This window comes from Maribacter corallii (genome assembly GCF_047345415.1).
Classification (GTDB): domain Bacteria; phylum Bacteroidota; class Bacteroidia; order Flavobacteriales; family Flavobacteriaceae; genus Maribacter_C.
In genome coordinates, this window is the sequence record NZ_JBLFEP010000007.1 from 168,999 (window position 1) to 184,147 (window position 15,149).

The 15,149-nt window shown below is 42.3% G+C and carries 14 protein-coding genes; 5 read left to right on the forward strand and 9 right to left on the reverse strand.

Annotated features, from left to right (window positions below; genetic code table 11):
* Positions 1 to 35 precede the first annotated feature (35 nt).
* From ACKWCA_RS22620 to ACKWCA_RS22630, 3 genes are all read right to left on the reverse strand, one after another.
* Positions 36 to 596 carry an L-threonylcarbamoyladenylate synthase gene (locus tag ACKWCA_RS22620; protein WP_413980524.1) on the reverse strand — a complete coding sequence of 187 codons (561 nt, stop codon included), beginning with the start codon at positions 594 to 596 and terminating at the stop codon, positions 36 to 38.
* A 63-nt stretch (positions 597 to 659) separates the two neighbouring features.
* Complete coding sequence (locus ACKWCA_RS22625) at positions 660 to 1,595, reverse strand: glycosyltransferase family 2 protein (RefSeq protein WP_413980525.1); 936 nt, start codon at positions 1,593 to 1,595, stop codon at positions 660 to 662.
* On the reverse strand, positions 1,592 to 2,692 hold the full coding sequence (locus tag ACKWCA_RS22630) for a glycosyltransferase family 9 protein (RefSeq protein ID WP_413980526.1): 1,101 nt from the start codon (positions 2,690 to 2,692) through the stop codon (positions 1,592 to 1,594). The genes ACKWCA_RS22625 and ACKWCA_RS22630 overlap by 4 nt, the downstream gene beginning before the upstream one ends.
* 177 nt (positions 2,693 to 2,869) lie before the next feature.
* Between ACKWCA_RS22630 and ACKWCA_RS22635 the strand changes: the two genes are divergently transcribed.
* Positions 2,870 to 3,685 (forward strand): glycosyltransferase family 2 protein, encoded by an 816-nt coding sequence (locus tag ACKWCA_RS22635; RefSeq protein ID WP_413980527.1) that lies wholly within the window; start codon positions 2,870 to 2,872, stop codon positions 3,683 to 3,685.
* Here ACKWCA_RS22635 and ACKWCA_RS22640 read toward each other — a convergent pair.
* The 3 genes from ACKWCA_RS22640 to ACKWCA_RS22650 form a co-directional block, all read right to left on the reverse strand.
* Positions 3,664 to 4,458 (reverse strand): glycosyltransferase family 2 protein, encoded by a 795-nt coding sequence (locus tag ACKWCA_RS22640; protein WP_413980528.1) that lies wholly within the window; start codon positions 4,456 to 4,458, stop codon positions 3,664 to 3,666. The two genes, ACKWCA_RS22635 and ACKWCA_RS22640, sit on opposite strands and share 22 nt — an antisense overlap.
* A gap of 155 nt (positions 4,459 to 4,613) precedes the next feature.
* Complete coding sequence (locus ACKWCA_RS22645; protein ID WP_413980529.1) at positions 4,614 to 5,420, reverse strand: glycosyltransferase family 2 protein; 807 nt, start codon at positions 5,418 to 5,420, stop codon at positions 4,614 to 4,616.
* A 98-nt stretch (positions 5,421 to 5,518) separates the two neighbouring features.
* A complete protein-coding gene (locus ACKWCA_RS22650; RefSeq protein WP_413980530.1) occupies positions 5,519 to 6,334 on the reverse strand; it encodes a 2,3,4,5-tetrahydropyridine-2,6-dicarboxylate N-succinyltransferase in 816 nt (271 codons plus the stop codon).
* A gap of 101 nt (positions 6,335 to 6,435) precedes the next feature.
* Here ACKWCA_RS22650 and ruvX point away from each other — a divergent pair, with 101 nt between their 5' ends.
* The 4 genes from ruvX to ACKWCA_RS22670 all read left to right on the forward strand — a co-directional run bounded on the left by ruvX (position 6,436) and on the right by ACKWCA_RS22670 (position 11,426).
* Complete coding sequence (gene ruvX / locus ACKWCA_RS22655; protein ID WP_413980531.1) at positions 6,436 to 6,846, forward strand: Holliday junction resolvase RuvX; 411 nt, start codon at positions 6,436 to 6,438, stop codon at positions 6,844 to 6,846.
* Between the two features lies 1 nt (position 6,847).
* The gene (gene def, locus ACKWCA_RS22660; protein WP_413980532.1) at positions 6,848 to 7,438 is read left to right on the forward strand and encodes a peptide deformylase; all 591 of its coding nucleotides are present in this window, start codon (positions 6,848 to 6,850) and stop codon (positions 7,436 to 7,438) included.
* Between the two features lie 56 nt (positions 7,439 to 7,494).
* Positions 7,495 to 7,917, forward strand: coding sequence for a DUF5606 family protein (locus tag ACKWCA_RS22665; RefSeq protein WP_413980533.1), 423 nt, complete (start codon positions 7,495 to 7,497; stop codon positions 7,915 to 7,917).
* A 104-nt stretch (positions 7,918 to 8,021) separates the two neighbouring features.
* Entirely contained in the window at positions 8,022 to 11,426 is a 3,405-nt protein-coding gene (locus ACKWCA_RS22670) for an amidohydrolase family protein (RefSeq protein WP_413980534.1), read from the forward strand.
* Between the two features lie 153 nt (positions 11,427 to 11,579).
* Here the strand turns inward: ACKWCA_RS22670 and ACKWCA_RS22675 are convergent, their stop codons facing one another.
* From ACKWCA_RS22675 to ACKWCA_RS22685, 3 genes are all read right to left on the reverse strand, one after another.
* Entirely contained in the window at positions 11,580 to 11,945 is a 366-nt protein-coding gene (locus tag ACKWCA_RS22675; RefSeq protein ID WP_413980535.1) for a hypothetical protein, read from the reverse strand.
* Between the two features lie 160 nt (positions 11,946 to 12,105).
* Complete coding sequence (locus tag ACKWCA_RS22680) at positions 12,106 to 13,569, reverse strand: Gfo/Idh/MocA family protein (protein ID WP_413980536.1); 1,464 nt, start codon at positions 13,567 to 13,569, stop codon at positions 12,106 to 12,108.
* Between the two features lie 68 nt (positions 13,570 to 13,637).
* Positions 13,638 to 15,137: a S10 family peptidase gene (locus tag ACKWCA_RS22685; protein ID WP_413980537.1), complete on the reverse strand. Its 1,500-nt coding sequence runs from the start codon at positions 15,135 to 15,137 to the stop codon at positions 13,638 to 13,640.
* Between the last annotated feature and the right edge of the window lie 12 nt (positions 15,138 to 15,149).

Genomic DNA, 15,149 nt, shown 5'->3' on the forward strand with positions numbered 1-15,149 from the left:
GAACCATAACATATCCTGCCCTTGTTTCGTTCTATCTATGCTCGAATCACCTTTACCGTGCCATCATTGCTTAGTTTGATAATGGCGGAAGGACTTGCATTTTGTTTATCTCGATACAAATTTACCACATAGTCGACTCCTTTTAAAATGGGCGCCGTGATTTGAGTAAAATTTTGAGGTGTAGGTTCGCCTGAAATGTTTGCCGAGGTCGAGACGATTGGTTTTTTAAATTTATTGATCAGGTATTGACAGAATTTATCACTGGCCACCCGAATAGCAATGGTATGATCAGGTGCTACAAGATTGTTGGCGATGCCTTTGGGCGCATCGTATATAATAGTGGTTGGTTTCGTAGATAGATCCATGATATCATAAGCTAGATCAGGAACTTCGGAGACATGACGTTCGAGCATGGCATCATTGGCCACCATACAAATAAGGGCCTTACTATCTTCACGTTGCTTGAGTTGATACACTTTCTGTACGGCCTCGGCATTGGTGGCGTCACAGCCGATACCCCACACAGTATCCGTGGGATATAGAATAAGTCCACCCGAATCCAATACCCCGATAGCCTTGTTGATTTCTTCGGTCATAGAAAACATAACTGTTTTGATGATTTGGCAAAAATATGATATCCGGGAAGAATTCTGGAATTCTCAGCTTTGGATTACCTGATTTTGTTTGAGTGATTTTCCCAATGGGAGTCCTATTAAAATACGATGGAACAGTTTGAAATATCGTGGTTTGAGAATTGAGGTCAATCCATAGCGCAGCACAAATATCATTCGTAAGACTTGGTAATGAAAATAACCACGGTTCTTTCGTATCACATAGAACATCGATGTTTTCAATTCTATTTTGATGGCCATGGGCATTTTGGTCTTATTAATGCTTTGACCTTGATAATGTACATAGGTCGCCGTAGGCAGGTAATAGGTTTTCTTACCCTTTTTTTTGAGTCGATAACAAACATCGCTTTCCTCGAAGTACAGAAAAATGTTGGTATCAAACCCTCCAACTTCATCAAAATCCTTAGCGCTGAAGAACATAAAACTTCCATTTATATAATCGACAGCAATCGGCTGGGAGTATTCTTTTCTTCGATTGGGTTTTCCATAGATTTTTTCAACGAATTTTTTTCCAAAGACCTCACGTGAAAATGAAGTGAAATAGTCGAACCCTAGTTGTTTTTCGCCATGCTCGTTTTGAATTCGAGGTCCACAAACGGCCGCATCAGAATGCGCTTCCATAAAATCAAAGCATTTTTTGATGGGGTCGTCGATCATGAGGGTATCGTTGTTCAAAAACAAGTAATATTTGGCTTTGGCGAATTGTACGCCATGCATATTACCTCCACCGAAACCTGTGTTGAACCTACTTCTGTATAAACTGATATGTTCTTCACCCAAGTTAGCTATCGATGTTTTCAGGGCTTTAAAATCATTGGCTTCGGAAGCATTGTCAATAACGATAAGGTGATAAAATAGTGCGGTATTCGTATGTTCTAAAACAGAGGTGACACATTTTGTAGTAAACTCCGATGAATTGTAGTTGATAATGATGATGGCGATATCGTATGTCACGTTGCTCATTTTTGCGGAGTAGTTTCTTTTTTATCGTCAAGATTTTCAACAATAAACCTAGCTAGGTTTTTTTTGAATAGTTCCGGCTCAAATGAAGTGTAAAGCGCTTCAATATCCTTTTTGATACTTTTCTTGTTCCGATTTTCGAATACTTGGGGTCTATGATCTTTCAAATGAACGCCCATATGTTTTTTAGAGTTGTCCACATGCCAAGCGCCTTTGACAATGAAAGGGCTAAATACACAAAATGTGGGTATGTTCAATGCTTTGGCCATATTCACGGCGCCACCTTCATTGCCGATCAATGCGTCGCACTGATCTAGAATCGCTAAAAATTCACGTAACGATTCTGCATAAAAATCTATAGCTATCCGTGCTCGAGTTTCTTTTTTACATTGATGATAAACAGCCAAAGCCTCCTTTTTTTGATTGGGAATATAGTTGAAAATAAGCTTGGCATCCGTTCTCTGGCAAATGAAGTCCAGAATATCTGCCATGTATTTGGCGGGATAGGTCTTTATCGGACTACTACCCAGAATACCGATCATAATCATAGACTGGCCCGTAGTTTCCCTGAGGGTGTCGACCGTGTTCTTTGCCGTAGTGGTTTCTCTTGTGGACAAATAAATCTTGGGGTAAACTTCCAAGTTGGTCTGCGAGCCGATGATGGGTTCGAGGAGTCGTAACCTATTTTGAAGCGCCGACGGAAATTTTCCGTCAGGATTAAGGTTTTCCTCTATCCTATGATTATATATCCATTTTGTATACCACTTTGGGTGGGACACTTTATACGTAGCCTTCGAAAAAAGAGAGATCAGATTGCTTTCCAATTTACCATAAGCGTCAATGACGGCATAGTACGGCTGACCCTGAATGGATTTCAAAAATTTGAAGAACTCGATTTTACTGGAACGATATATTTTCTCGAAAACGATAACCTTATCAATAAAAGGATGATGTTCCAAAACGGGTAAAGTGTTGTGGTTGGCCACAAAATGAACGATACAGGAAGGGAATACCGATTTTAGACCTTCGCATATGACTGTGCTGGCTAGAACATCCCCAATCATTTTTTGCTGTATCACTAAAAACTTTTTCTGGGCCATTGATCAAATATACTATTTCTGATTGCTAAAAAATAGCGGTTCCGACCTTCCATACGAGGCATGAGCCGGGTATTAAAATGAAATTTTCGATATTTGGCCCATGATAAAGTCCAATCTCTGTTGAAGATGCAAGGCAAAAAACTACATTTGTAAAAATAGTAGCTCAAGACTTCCTCAATGAATACCGTAAGCGTCATCGTAAGTACCTATAACAAACCCGATTGGTTGCAAAAAGTACTTTGGGGTTTCGATTGCCAGACCTACAAAGACTTTGAAGTGGTCATCGCGGATGATGGATCTGGTCAAGAGACCGTTGATTTGATCAAGCGCATGAAAGCTACTGTATCGTACGATATCAAGCATGTATGGCAAGAAGATGACGGTTTCCAGAAATGCAGAATACTAAATAAGGCGATTACGGCATGTAGCACGCAATATATCATCATGACCGACGGCGATTGTATTCCGCGGGAAGATTTCGTGCAAGTGCACTATTTGAACAAAGAACCGGGTCATTTTATTTCCGGGGGGTACTATATGTTACCCATGAATATATCAAATGCCATCACGGAGACAGATATACGAAGTCAAAATTGTTTTGATTTGAGTTGGTTGAAGAAAAAAGGGATTCCTAAAACGTTTAAAAACAACAAGCTGACCGCTAGTGGTTTTATCTCTAAATTATTCAACACTTTCACCCCTACGAATGCCAGTTGGAACGGACATAATTCTTCGGGATGGAAAAACGATATCTTAAATGTCAATGGTTTTGATGAAAGAATGCAGTACGGAGGGGAAGATCGCGAGTTTGGGGAACGTCTCTCCAATTTCGGGATAAAATCCAAGCAATTGCGATACAGTGCCGTTTGTATTCATTTAGACCATGAGCGAAGCTATCGCACCCCGGAGGCCATCGCAAAGAATATGGTCATTCGAAAGGAAGTTAGGCAAAAGAAAAGCGTTTGGACCTATCACGGCATAATCAAGCAGTAGGCCATTTCATTTTTCTTTTCTAGCCTTTTCAACTCACGAAACCGTTCCAAATCCGAGAGTGCGTTCAAATAACAGATTATGATTCCTTTTTGTCCATCGAGTATGCCCAGGCGCAAAATGTAGTGATTGAAAAATTTCCAAGTCGGTTTTAACAGAAGGGATATATAGTTGAAGCTTTTTTCCGTAAAAAAATCTTCCTTCGCTTTAAGCCTCCCATATTTAAGCATTTTCGACTTATAGTCCTCGAAGTTCTTGTAGCAATAATGGACCAACTTTTCTTTAAAAATTCCTGATTTACCATCTACCACCAACGTCTCGTGTACAATTTTCCGATCAGAGAACTTCGCCTTACTTTTTCTAAAAAGGCGATAATTCTTATCGGTTTGCCATCCGCTGTAGCGTAACGTTTCGTTCTGGAACATAAATTTGCGATAAAACCAGAATGCTGCATGTGCTGTGTCGCTTTCTACGGTATCGACAATTTCTGATTTGAGCGTATCGGATACGACCTCGTCCGCATCCAAGAAAAGTACCCAGTCGTGTGTGGCTTTACTCAATGCAAAAGATTTTTGTGACGTGAAGTTTGTAAACGGATGTTGAATGACCTTCACTTTAGGGTGTTCTCGTAAGTACTCGAAAGTACCATCGGTACTGTATGAATCAACCACAATGATCTCATCGGCAAAGGTAATCGATTCGATACATCGTTCTATATAACCTATCTCATTATAGGCTATCACCAACGCTGAAATTTTTACTCTGGGGTTGTTCATAACTAGCATGTACTAATAGTAGGGTACTGCAAAGCTATCATTAAAATAGGGAATAGGGCAATTGAGATGAAAAAAAACCTGCAAATTCAACAGCTGATAATGATTTGCTTTGCCTTTTATGATTTTCGGAAAATAGGATACCTCATTTTAAGCAATTAGCTGCTTTGTTGCGGAGCCGTCTTCAAACTTGGTACTTTTTGTTCGTTTTCCAATCGTCTTAATTCAAGATATCTTTCCCAATCACCTAGGGCATTCAAATAACATACTTTGATACCTTTGGTTCCGTCCAATATGCCAAGACGGATAAGGTAATTATATAAAAATCGATACGTGGGCTTCATAATGAGAAGGCCAAGACTGAATCGTTTATTTCTCAAAACTGCTTCTTTTGCCTTTAGGCGACCGTAACAGAGCATTTTGCCTTTATAGTTATGGTAGTTGCGGTAACAGAAATGGGTCAACTTTTCTCGGAGTACACCAGAGGTTCCGTTTACTTCGAGTGTTTCATGTACGATTCTTTTTTCGGAGAACCGTACTTTACTTTTTCTGAAAAGCCTGTAGTTCTTGTCCGTTTGCCAACCACTGAAACGCAATCTTTTTTCTTGAAACATGAACTTTCTACGGAACCAATAGGCGGCATGCTTACTAGGCCCGTTAACCGTAGCGATAATTTCACTTTCCAATTGTGGGGTCACGACTTCGTCAGCATCAACGAAAACTACCCAGTCATTGGTAGCTTGCGCTAAGGTATACGCCTTTTGCGCGGTATAGTTTTTAAAAGGATGTTGTATGACCCTTACCCTCGGATGTGATAAGAGATACTCATAGGTACCGTCAGTACTATAGGAGTCCACAACGATGATTTCATCCGCGAATTCGACTGACTTGATACAGTTTTCGATGTATCCTATTTCGTTATAAGTGATAACGAGTGCTGTGATTTTTTGCCCTTGAAGCACCATAAAAACTATTCTGTAGGTTACTTGTCATAGCGTGGTCTTCTTTACTAACTGTCAAAAAAGCAAAAAATTATATTTCGAGGCGGAAATTTCCTTCAAAGCTAAACCGCTACGTCATGCTCACGCAATGCATCGTTGAGAGAGGTCTTTTTATCGGTACTTTCTTTTCGAGTGCCGATGACGAGCGCACAAGGCACTTGAAAATCTCCAGCAGGAAATGTCTTGGTATAGCTCCCTGGTATAACAACCGAACGGGCTGGAACCCTACCTTTTGACTCAACAGGATCGCTTCCGGTAACATCGATAATCTTGGTCGATGCAGTAAGAACTACGTTGGCGCCCAACACGGCCTCCCTTTCTACACGCACCCCTTCGACTACGATACATCTTGAACCGATGAAAGCATTGTCTTCAATGATAACGGGCGCTGCTTGCAGCGGCTCTAAAACACCGCCAATACCCACTCCGCCACTCAAATGAACGTTTTTTCCAATTTGCGCGCAACTACCCACGGTGGCCCAAGTATCGACCATAGTACCCTCATCAACATAAGCTCCGATATTCACATAACTCGGCATTAAAACGGTGCCTTTAGAGATGTAGGCTCCGTGCCGCGCAACGGCATGTGGTACTACTCTAACCCCTTTTTCGGCATATCCTCTTTTCAATGGAATCTTATCATGATATTCAAAAATACCCGTTTCAAGTGTTTCCATTTTCTGAATTGGGAAGTAGAGAACCACTCCTTTTTTTACCCACTCATTAATGCGCCACCCTTCTTCGGTCGGTTCTGCACATCGCAACTTGCCGATGTCCAATAAATTCACAATCTCTCGGATTGCGTCTTGTGTTGCAGTTTCACGGAGTAACTCCCGATTTTCCCATGCATTTTCTATAAGGGTACGTAGTTCAGTCATCTTGATATCTAAAATTTCGACAAATATAAGAGGAGCCGCGGTAATTGCCTGCTTAATTTTAAGGGTATAACAAATATGTCTATTTTTGCAAAAAAATTGATTTGGGAAGGGTAGTGGCTTTGGATTATGGCAGAAAAAGGACGGGAATCGCGGTTACCGACCCTTTACAACTCATCGCCTCTGGTCTTACAACAGTACCGACACATGGGTTGATCGAGTTTTTAAAGCAATACCTAGATGAAGAAGAGGTTGAATGTTTAGTGGTGGGCGAACCCAAACAAATGAACAATACACCATCAGAGGCCGAAACGTTCATCGCTCCCTTCTTACGACGTTTGAAAAAGACATTTCCTTCCATTCCTATTGAAAGGCAAGATGAAAGATTTACTTCTAAAATGGCTGTACAAGCAATGATTGAAGGGGGAATGAAAAAAAAACAAAGACAGAACAAGGCCATTATTGATGAAATAAGCGCTACTATTATATTGCAAGCGTATTTAAACAAAAAGTAGAATGACATTACCTATTGTAGCCTATGGTGATCCGGTCTTACGTAAAGTAGGAAAGGAAATCGATGCCGAGTATCCAAAGCTAAACGAGTTGATCGCCAATATGTGGGAGACCATGTACAATGCAAATGGAGTTGGTTTGGCCGCTCCGCAAATAGGATTGGCCATTCGGATTTTTCTGGTCGATACGACCCCTTTTGCCGACGACGAGGAGTTGAGCGATGAAGAACAAAATGCGTTGAACGGTTTCAAAAAAGTGTTTATCAATGCAAAATTTGAAGAGGAGGTAGGTACGGAGTGGGCCTTTAACGAGGGTTGTTTGAGCATACCTGACGTTCGTGAGGACGTAAAGCGGAAAGATACCATTACCCTCACTTACTACGATGAGGACTTTAATCAGAAAACGGAAACTTACACAGGTCTATTGGCGCGTGTGATTCAACATGAATACGACCATATTGAAGGAGTTTTGTTTACCGATAAATTGTCACCCTTAAAAAAGCGTCTCTTGAAAGGTAGGTTATCCAATATTTCTAAGGGAAAAATCAAAGTAGACTATAGAATGCGCTTTCCCGAAATGAAAAAAGGACGTTAAATACTGACGGCAATTGAACCAAAATTTTCATATTTGCCCCTTAATTCGAAGAAGAGATGAGTTTAGATAAAATTTTATCCATAGGAGGAAAACCAGGTCTGTTCAAACTGGTCACTCAAACCAGAAGCGGTTTTGTTGCGGAATCACTCCTCGATGGAAAAAAAATCACCGTTGGTTTACGAAACAATGTCAGCATTCTGTCTGAGATAGCGATATATACTTTGGATGAGGAACTTCCTTTACGAGACGTCTTCCAAAAAATGCAGCTGAAGGAAAAGGGCGGAAAAACTTCAATTCCGCATAAATCGGAGAAAATTGCATTGGAAGAGTACTTTTTTGAAGTCTTGCCCAATTATGATGAAGACAGGGTCTATGCCAGTGATATCAGAAAAGTTATCCAGTGGTATAATCTTCTTCATGATAACGGAATTACCGACTTTTCATCCGATGATGAGGATGCCTCTTCGGAAGAAGAGTAAAAATCTTTGTTAAAAAAACCCAACTAGACAAGGTTGTGGCTCTTTTTTAGGGTCGATGCGCAATACATTGGTTATATTTATAGGCTAATTTCAAACCAAGTATTTTGTTACAACATTCAATAGCGCGCAGGTTTGCACTATGTGTTTCCCTACTTATTTGCACTGCGATTTTTCCGCAAAACGGAAAAGACTCCACAAAAAAAGCAACCAAAGAACTTCCCTTAGAACCCAAGCGAAAGATAAATTTCACCACAGACACTGGCACATGGATGTCATTGGACGTTAGTCCGGACGGCCAAACCATTGTATTTGACTTAATGGGTGATATTTATTCTATTCCCATCAATGGGGGGCGGGCCACTACGCTCACTGCAGGTATTCAATATGATGTACATCCCAGATTTAGCCCCGATGGAAAATCGCTCGTTTTTATCTCAGATAAAAGCGGTTCCGATAATATCTGGACGGTCGATTTGACGACGAAAAAAAGCAAACAGATTACCAAAGACAAGAAGCACAATTTCTTTTCTGCCGAATGGACACCGGATGGCGATTATATCGTTGGGGTGAAAGGGCGTCGAAATATCAAACCTTACATCTATCATAAAGATGGTGGCTCAGGAAGTCAATTGGTGAGTGAGCCAAAGAACTTAAAGCTTATAGATCCAGCATTTGGAGCCGATGGCAAGCTTCTGTATTTTTCCCAAAGGCAAAACGCCTGGAATTATAATGCCCAGCTGCCACAATATCAAATAGGAACCTATGATATGGAAGATGGTGACATGGCAGTCATCACTTCTCGCTATGGATCTGCCTTCACGCCCACATTATCGAACGATGGCAATTGGATGGTTTATGGTACACGCTTTGAAGCCGAGACCGGACTAGTACTACGAAATCTTAAGACCGGAAAAGAACGATGGTTGGCCTATCCGGTTCAGCGTGATGAGCAAGAATCGATAGCTCCTTTAGGCGTCTTACCGGCTATGTCGTTTACACCCGATAGTAAGAACCTCATTGTGTCCTACGGAGGAAGAATATATTCCATCTCCATTCCGTTTAATTTGGCAAGCGAAATCAAATTTACAGCGGATGTGAAACTCGAATTGGGTCCCAGACTAGAATTTAAGTATCCGATTATCGATACAAAAGAGACCCTAGTGACACAAATTCGTGATGCCAAACCCTCTCCTGATGGCAGTAAATTGGCTTTTACCGCCTTGAATCGACTTTATGTGATGGATTTGCCCAACGGCAGTCCGCGGCGGTTGACAACCAATGAATTCACCGAGGGGCAACCAGCGTGGTCACCTGATGGAGCGTACTTGGTGTATACTACTTGGAAAAAGGGTGGAGGGCATCTCTACCGCGTTAATGTTGAAGGTAGGGCAAGACCGGTTCAGCTTACGAAAGAACCAGGCATTTATACCCATCCTTCATGGTCATATCAAACAGATCGTATCGCTTTCCATCGCGGTGCCGCGCAAACCTATGATGATGCCATCGGACCTTTCTCGAGTGGGGTACAGGTAGATTTGGTTTGGGTTTCTTCCGATGGAGGACCTATTCAGTATATTGATAAATCCAAAGGAAGGCAAATGCCACACTTTACCAAATTCGATGACCGCATCTACCTGAGTAACAATGAAAAAGGTCTGCTCTCCATTCGATGGGACGGTACAGACGAGAAAGTACATTTGAAACTAACAGGTATCGAGACCTTCGGGTCGCAAGATGTCTACGGCAAGAATCATGATGATTTTGATTCACACACTGCACTACCTGCCGTTGAGGAGGGTTGGCGCGATAATAAGAAGGCCTCGAAGCCTACTGAAATCCATATTTCTCCAGATGGTAAAACGGCTTTGGCCCTAATTAATAACGACATCTACACGGTCACCATACCGAAATATGGAAAGACACCGAATATTTCCTTGGCGAAGGTCGACAATGCGGCCTTTCCTGCATTAAAATTAACGGTTCTGGGAGGAGAGTTTCCGGTATGGTCAGCAGACAGTAAAAAGGTACATTGGTCTCTTGGAGCGAGTCATTTTAAGTATGATCTGATAGCGGGGAGACAATTCAAAGACAGTCTTGATTTGGCCAAAAAGAGAGAAAAGGAATTAAAGGCCAAGGAAAAGAAAACTGATACCATCAAGACTGATGACCAGGACGAAGAAGACAAAAAAGAGCCTAAATTTTTGGCAGAGGAATTTAAAGTCAAGGTGCTCTATAAGAAAGATATCCCTCAAGGTTCCGTACTTCTGAAGGGGGGAAGAATTATTACGATGAAGGGTGGAGAGGTCATTGAAAATGGTGATTTGCTCATTACCAATAATCGTATTGCTGCGGTGGGTGCTTCCGGCAGCTTGACCGTTCCGGAAAGTGCTACCACAATCGATATTTCCGGCAAGACCATAACGCCAGGGTTTATTGATACACACGCGCATATGTGGCCCACTTGGGGCGTACATAAAAACCAAGTATGGATTTATTCCGCCAATTTGGCCTATGGCGTCACCACAACCAGAGATCCCCAGACGGCGACCACGGATGTCTTGACCTATGCTGATATGGTGGAAGCTGGTATGCTACACGGTCCGCGAGTATATAGTACAGGGCCTGGAGTGGGCTTTTGGAAATATCAGATCGAGAGTTTAGACCATGCAAAGGATGTTTTGAAACAGTATAGCGAATATTATAATACCAAGAGCATCAAAATGTACCTTGTCGGGAACCGTCAACAACGCCAATGGATTATCATGGCAGCCAAAGAACTAAAATTAATGCCGACCACAGAGGGAGGGCTCGATTTTAAACTCAACATGACACAACTGCTTGATGGCTATCCAGGGCATGAGCATTCCTTGCCAATTTATCCCATTTACGAAGATGTGGTCAAAACCGTTGCTGATTCCAAAATGGCCGTTACGCCTACACTCTTGGTCTCTTATGGTGGACCTTGGGCAGAGAATTATTATTATTCACGTGAGAATGTTTGGAAGGATAAAAAGCTACAATACTTTACACCATACAAAGAGTTGGCCCAAAAATCAAGAAGAAGACCAGGTTGGTTTATGGACGAGGAACATGTCTTTAAAAAGCATGCGGAATTTATGAAAGATCTTGTTGAGGCAGGAGGTTTGGCCGGTGTGGGCAGTCATGGTCAGCTTCAAGGACTTGGATTCCATTGGGAACTTTGGTCCGTTGCCAGTGGTGGGATGAAAAATTCCGATGCACTTAAGGTTGCAACCATTTTAGGGGCAGAGGCCTTGGGTCTTGACGATGACTTAGGTAGTCTGGAAAAAGGAAAATTGGCAGATATTTTAATTATGGGCAAAAACCCTTTGGAAAACATCCGTAATAGTAACACACTCACGCATGTGATCAAAAATGGTAAGGTCTATAATGCGGACACCCTTGACGAGGTATGGCCGGAGGTTAAAAAGGCAGAGAAGTTCAATTGGCAGACAAAAGAACCTAAAGGCTTACCTGGAATAAAAAAGTAAACCGCCCAATGGCGTACCTGTCGGGCGGCTTTTAAGGAGGGTGTATTTCGTATTTCGATTCCTTGGTAAATCGAATAGGCCGCGTACTCCGAGGGATGTATTCTGATTTCAATCTCGACTACGCCCTGAAATGAAAAGTTATTCGGGCTATTATTATCTAGGCCTCGTCTGTTCGTAAATCGATTCCTCTTTATTGGTTACAATACCGATAATAATTGCTGCCGGAATAGCTGCTCCTGCAATATAGGTGATGGGAGAATTTCTTTTCCTTTTAACCTGTTGAATATCGGATTTAAGAAAATCTAGCCGAGTATTTCTTGCTTTAAAAGTGACAGAATCCTTAGTAATAGCCAGACATTTATTTGCGATTACTCGACCATCCGAAACTTTTATTTGATATTGTTTGCCCACTTGAATTTGGTCAACGGCTGTTGGTTTATAGGTATAACAGCTCTGCAAAAGGAACAGTGAACTCAACAAAACACTGCTCTTGAATAGTTGCGCTTGAATCCGGATCACTTTTTTTGATTTAGATGTCACGTCACGGTCGACGTAAGCAAGTTAAGGGCAAAGCTAGCAATAAATAGCTTCCTGTCAGGATATATAAATCTTAGTGGTCCGGCCATTTATCAGCAAACAAGAAATTAACCAATTAATAGTCTAATCAAAGCGACCAAATTTAAACCTTCCAACCTTCTCTATATGTTCTGCCTACAAATTGGTTCGCTTCTTCAAGGTTGGTGATTCTGGTATTCTCGCCATCCCACAGCAATTTTTTACGTGCAAAGAATTCCATTTTACCTTCCGTGTTTTCTCGCTGCAACATATAACTTCGAATAGCCAGATTGCCCATTAGCACGGTTTCCGTCATCGGACCTGCATAGTCGAATGAGGAAGTAAGCGCTTTGTGCTCTTCACTGTCAAAACCGGCCTTACAGGCATCCACCCACTTTCTTTGATGGCCATATTCGGGTTCTTGCATTTCTTCAACTTCCGGTCCGAATTCCGTGGTGCCGTCATTTCGGTATAGTTTCGGCATAAGGGGAGAACTATCATTGATATTTGTGGAAATAATACCTTTCTCACCGATAATCAACACGCCATTGGCACTATCTTTTCCTCCGATATCACTATTTGCGGGAATGATATCTGGGTGCGATGGTCGTATGCCCCCATCACTCCAAGTCATTTCAATCGGTGTTTTCGTTTTTTCCGTGGCATCGAAATGCAAGGTAATGAACGAAGATGCCGGGCAGCCTTCGGGATGATAATCCGCTGTCCACATTTGAGAAAAGACCGAGCCTACACTGCACTCTGCATCAGTGGGGTATTTTAGGCCCAAGGTCCTGAAGGGAATATCGATTAGGTGACAACCTACATCGCCCAGTGCTCCCGTACCATAGTCCCACCAACCTCTCCAGTTGAACGGATGTAGGTTTGGTGTAAAGGGTTTTGCTTCCGCTGGCCCGAGCCATAAGTCCCAATAAAGGTCTTCAGGTTTCAAACTGGCATTGGGTTCGGGCATTTGTCCTCCCTGAGGCCAAACGGGCCTGTTGGTCCAGACCTGTACCTTGGAAATGGCTCCAATGGCATCCGAGTCGATCCATTTTTGAACCATATTCAAAAGAGGATTGGACCCTCCTTGGTTTCCCATTTGTGAAACGATTTTTTTCTCACGTGCCATTTCAGTGAGTAAACGGGCTTCACGAATGTTATGGGTCATCGGTTTTTGAACGTATACATGAATTCCTCGTTCCATGGCATAAGCCGCCGCCGGACCGTGAACATGGTCGGGTGTGGAAATTGTTACGGCATCGAGCTTTTCTTTGTCCAGCATTCTGCGATAATCATTATATAGCTTGGCTTTCGGGAAATTTTCGATGGACCTTTTGGCCGATCCTGAAAAATCAACGTCACAAAGGGCTCTTACTTTTTCACGTCCATCTACCGAGGCATTTTTGATATCACTGGTTCCTTTTCCACCTGCACCAATGGCCGCAAGGTTCAAACGATCACTGGGCGCTAAGTATCCTTCACCCCCCAATACATGTCTTGGAACAATGAAGATGGATGAGGCAATTGCGCTCTTTTTGATAAACGACCTTCTTGAAGCGGATGTCTTTTGCGGTTTCTTTTCTTTCATATAGGTTGACTTTAGGTAATGCTATAGTTCTTTAAATGTACCAAAAAATGATGTATTTCAGCTTTAAATTACTTCGAAGTTTCCAAGATGAATCCGGCCACATCTTTCTTGAACTTTTCGAGGGAAGGTTGGTGGGTATACATCATATGGCCTGCCTCATAATACTCCATTTTGATATTGTCTTTGATTTCTTTTTTGAGTCCTAAGTGATCAATGGAATATTCCACCCCGTAGAAAACGGTGGCGATATCATAAATACCATTCAAGACTAACACTTTCATATTAGGATCACGTGACAAGGCTTGGGCCATATCGATACCGGTATTTATGGCCGCCTGCGTGCCCCAACGGACGTTACCTTTGTGTTTCCAATCCCAATTAAAGCCTTCACGACGACCTGCGGTAATCGAATACGTTGTATTCTTATTGACTTTCAGACTTCCATAGAAGTAGTCTAAAAACCCGGCGATATAGGCTGGTGATATAGCAGCGCTTTGTGGATCGTGACTTCCATCTTGCGCCAGTAGATCTTGATTGATTCCGGTAAATCGTGAATCCAAACGGCCGACAATTTCACCCTCATCCCGCAAAAACTCAGCAAAAAACTCGCTTGCGGTCACCCGAAGGTCGGCTTTTACCCAATAGTCGGTACTGGTACCGGTATATTTCGCTAATTTTTGGGCTATCGCTTTTTTGTCGGCTTCCGACAGGCGGTCTCCTTTGAACAGGGAAGGAACATATTCGTCTTCTGTAAAACGGCGCACCTCGTTTAGAAAGGTGTATACATCTTCGGGCTTGTCCGTAACCTTGTCGTGATACCAGGCCGTGGCTGCATAGGTGGGAAAGTGCGCTATATAGGGCATATCATCCCCGGGAGGAAAAATCAATGTCCGCAGATCAAAAACCGCAGAGACCATGATGACCCCATTCATAGCAACACCTTGTGTCAAAAGGGTATTCATCAAACCTGCATTTCTAAAGGTACCATAGCTTTCCCCTAAAAGGTATTTCGGACTGTTCATGCGATTTTTTGCAATCAAGAACTGTGTAATAAATAGCGACAGGCTTCTAATATCTTGGTCAACTCCCCAGAAATCCTTGAATTTAGCCTTTCCAACGGGTATGCTTAAACCAGTACCGACGGGATCGATCATGACCAAGTCGGCTACATCAAGAATCGAGAAGTTGTTATTGACCAGTTGATAGGGTGCGGCGGGAGTGCTAGACGGGTCTTTCACGACGATTCGCTTGGGTCCTAAAACACCCATGTGCAACCAAAAAGAAGAGGAACCGGGCCCTCCGTTGAAGGCGAAAACTATAGGCCTTCTGTTATTTCTTGTTTTGGAGTCTTTACTATAGTAGGTGTGGCCCATTAACGCGATTGGTTTGTTGTTCTCATCACGAACTTGAAAAGTGCCTGCCTGTGCTGTAAGGTAAATGGTCTTTCCATTGATTTGCACACTCTGCATGGTGGTAGATACCTCCGCTTTGGGAAGGGTGTCATTCGTAGTTTGACTGTAGCTTATGCTCAATGTAAAGCATAAAAAACCGAGTAATAGTGTTCTCATAGAAATTGCTTT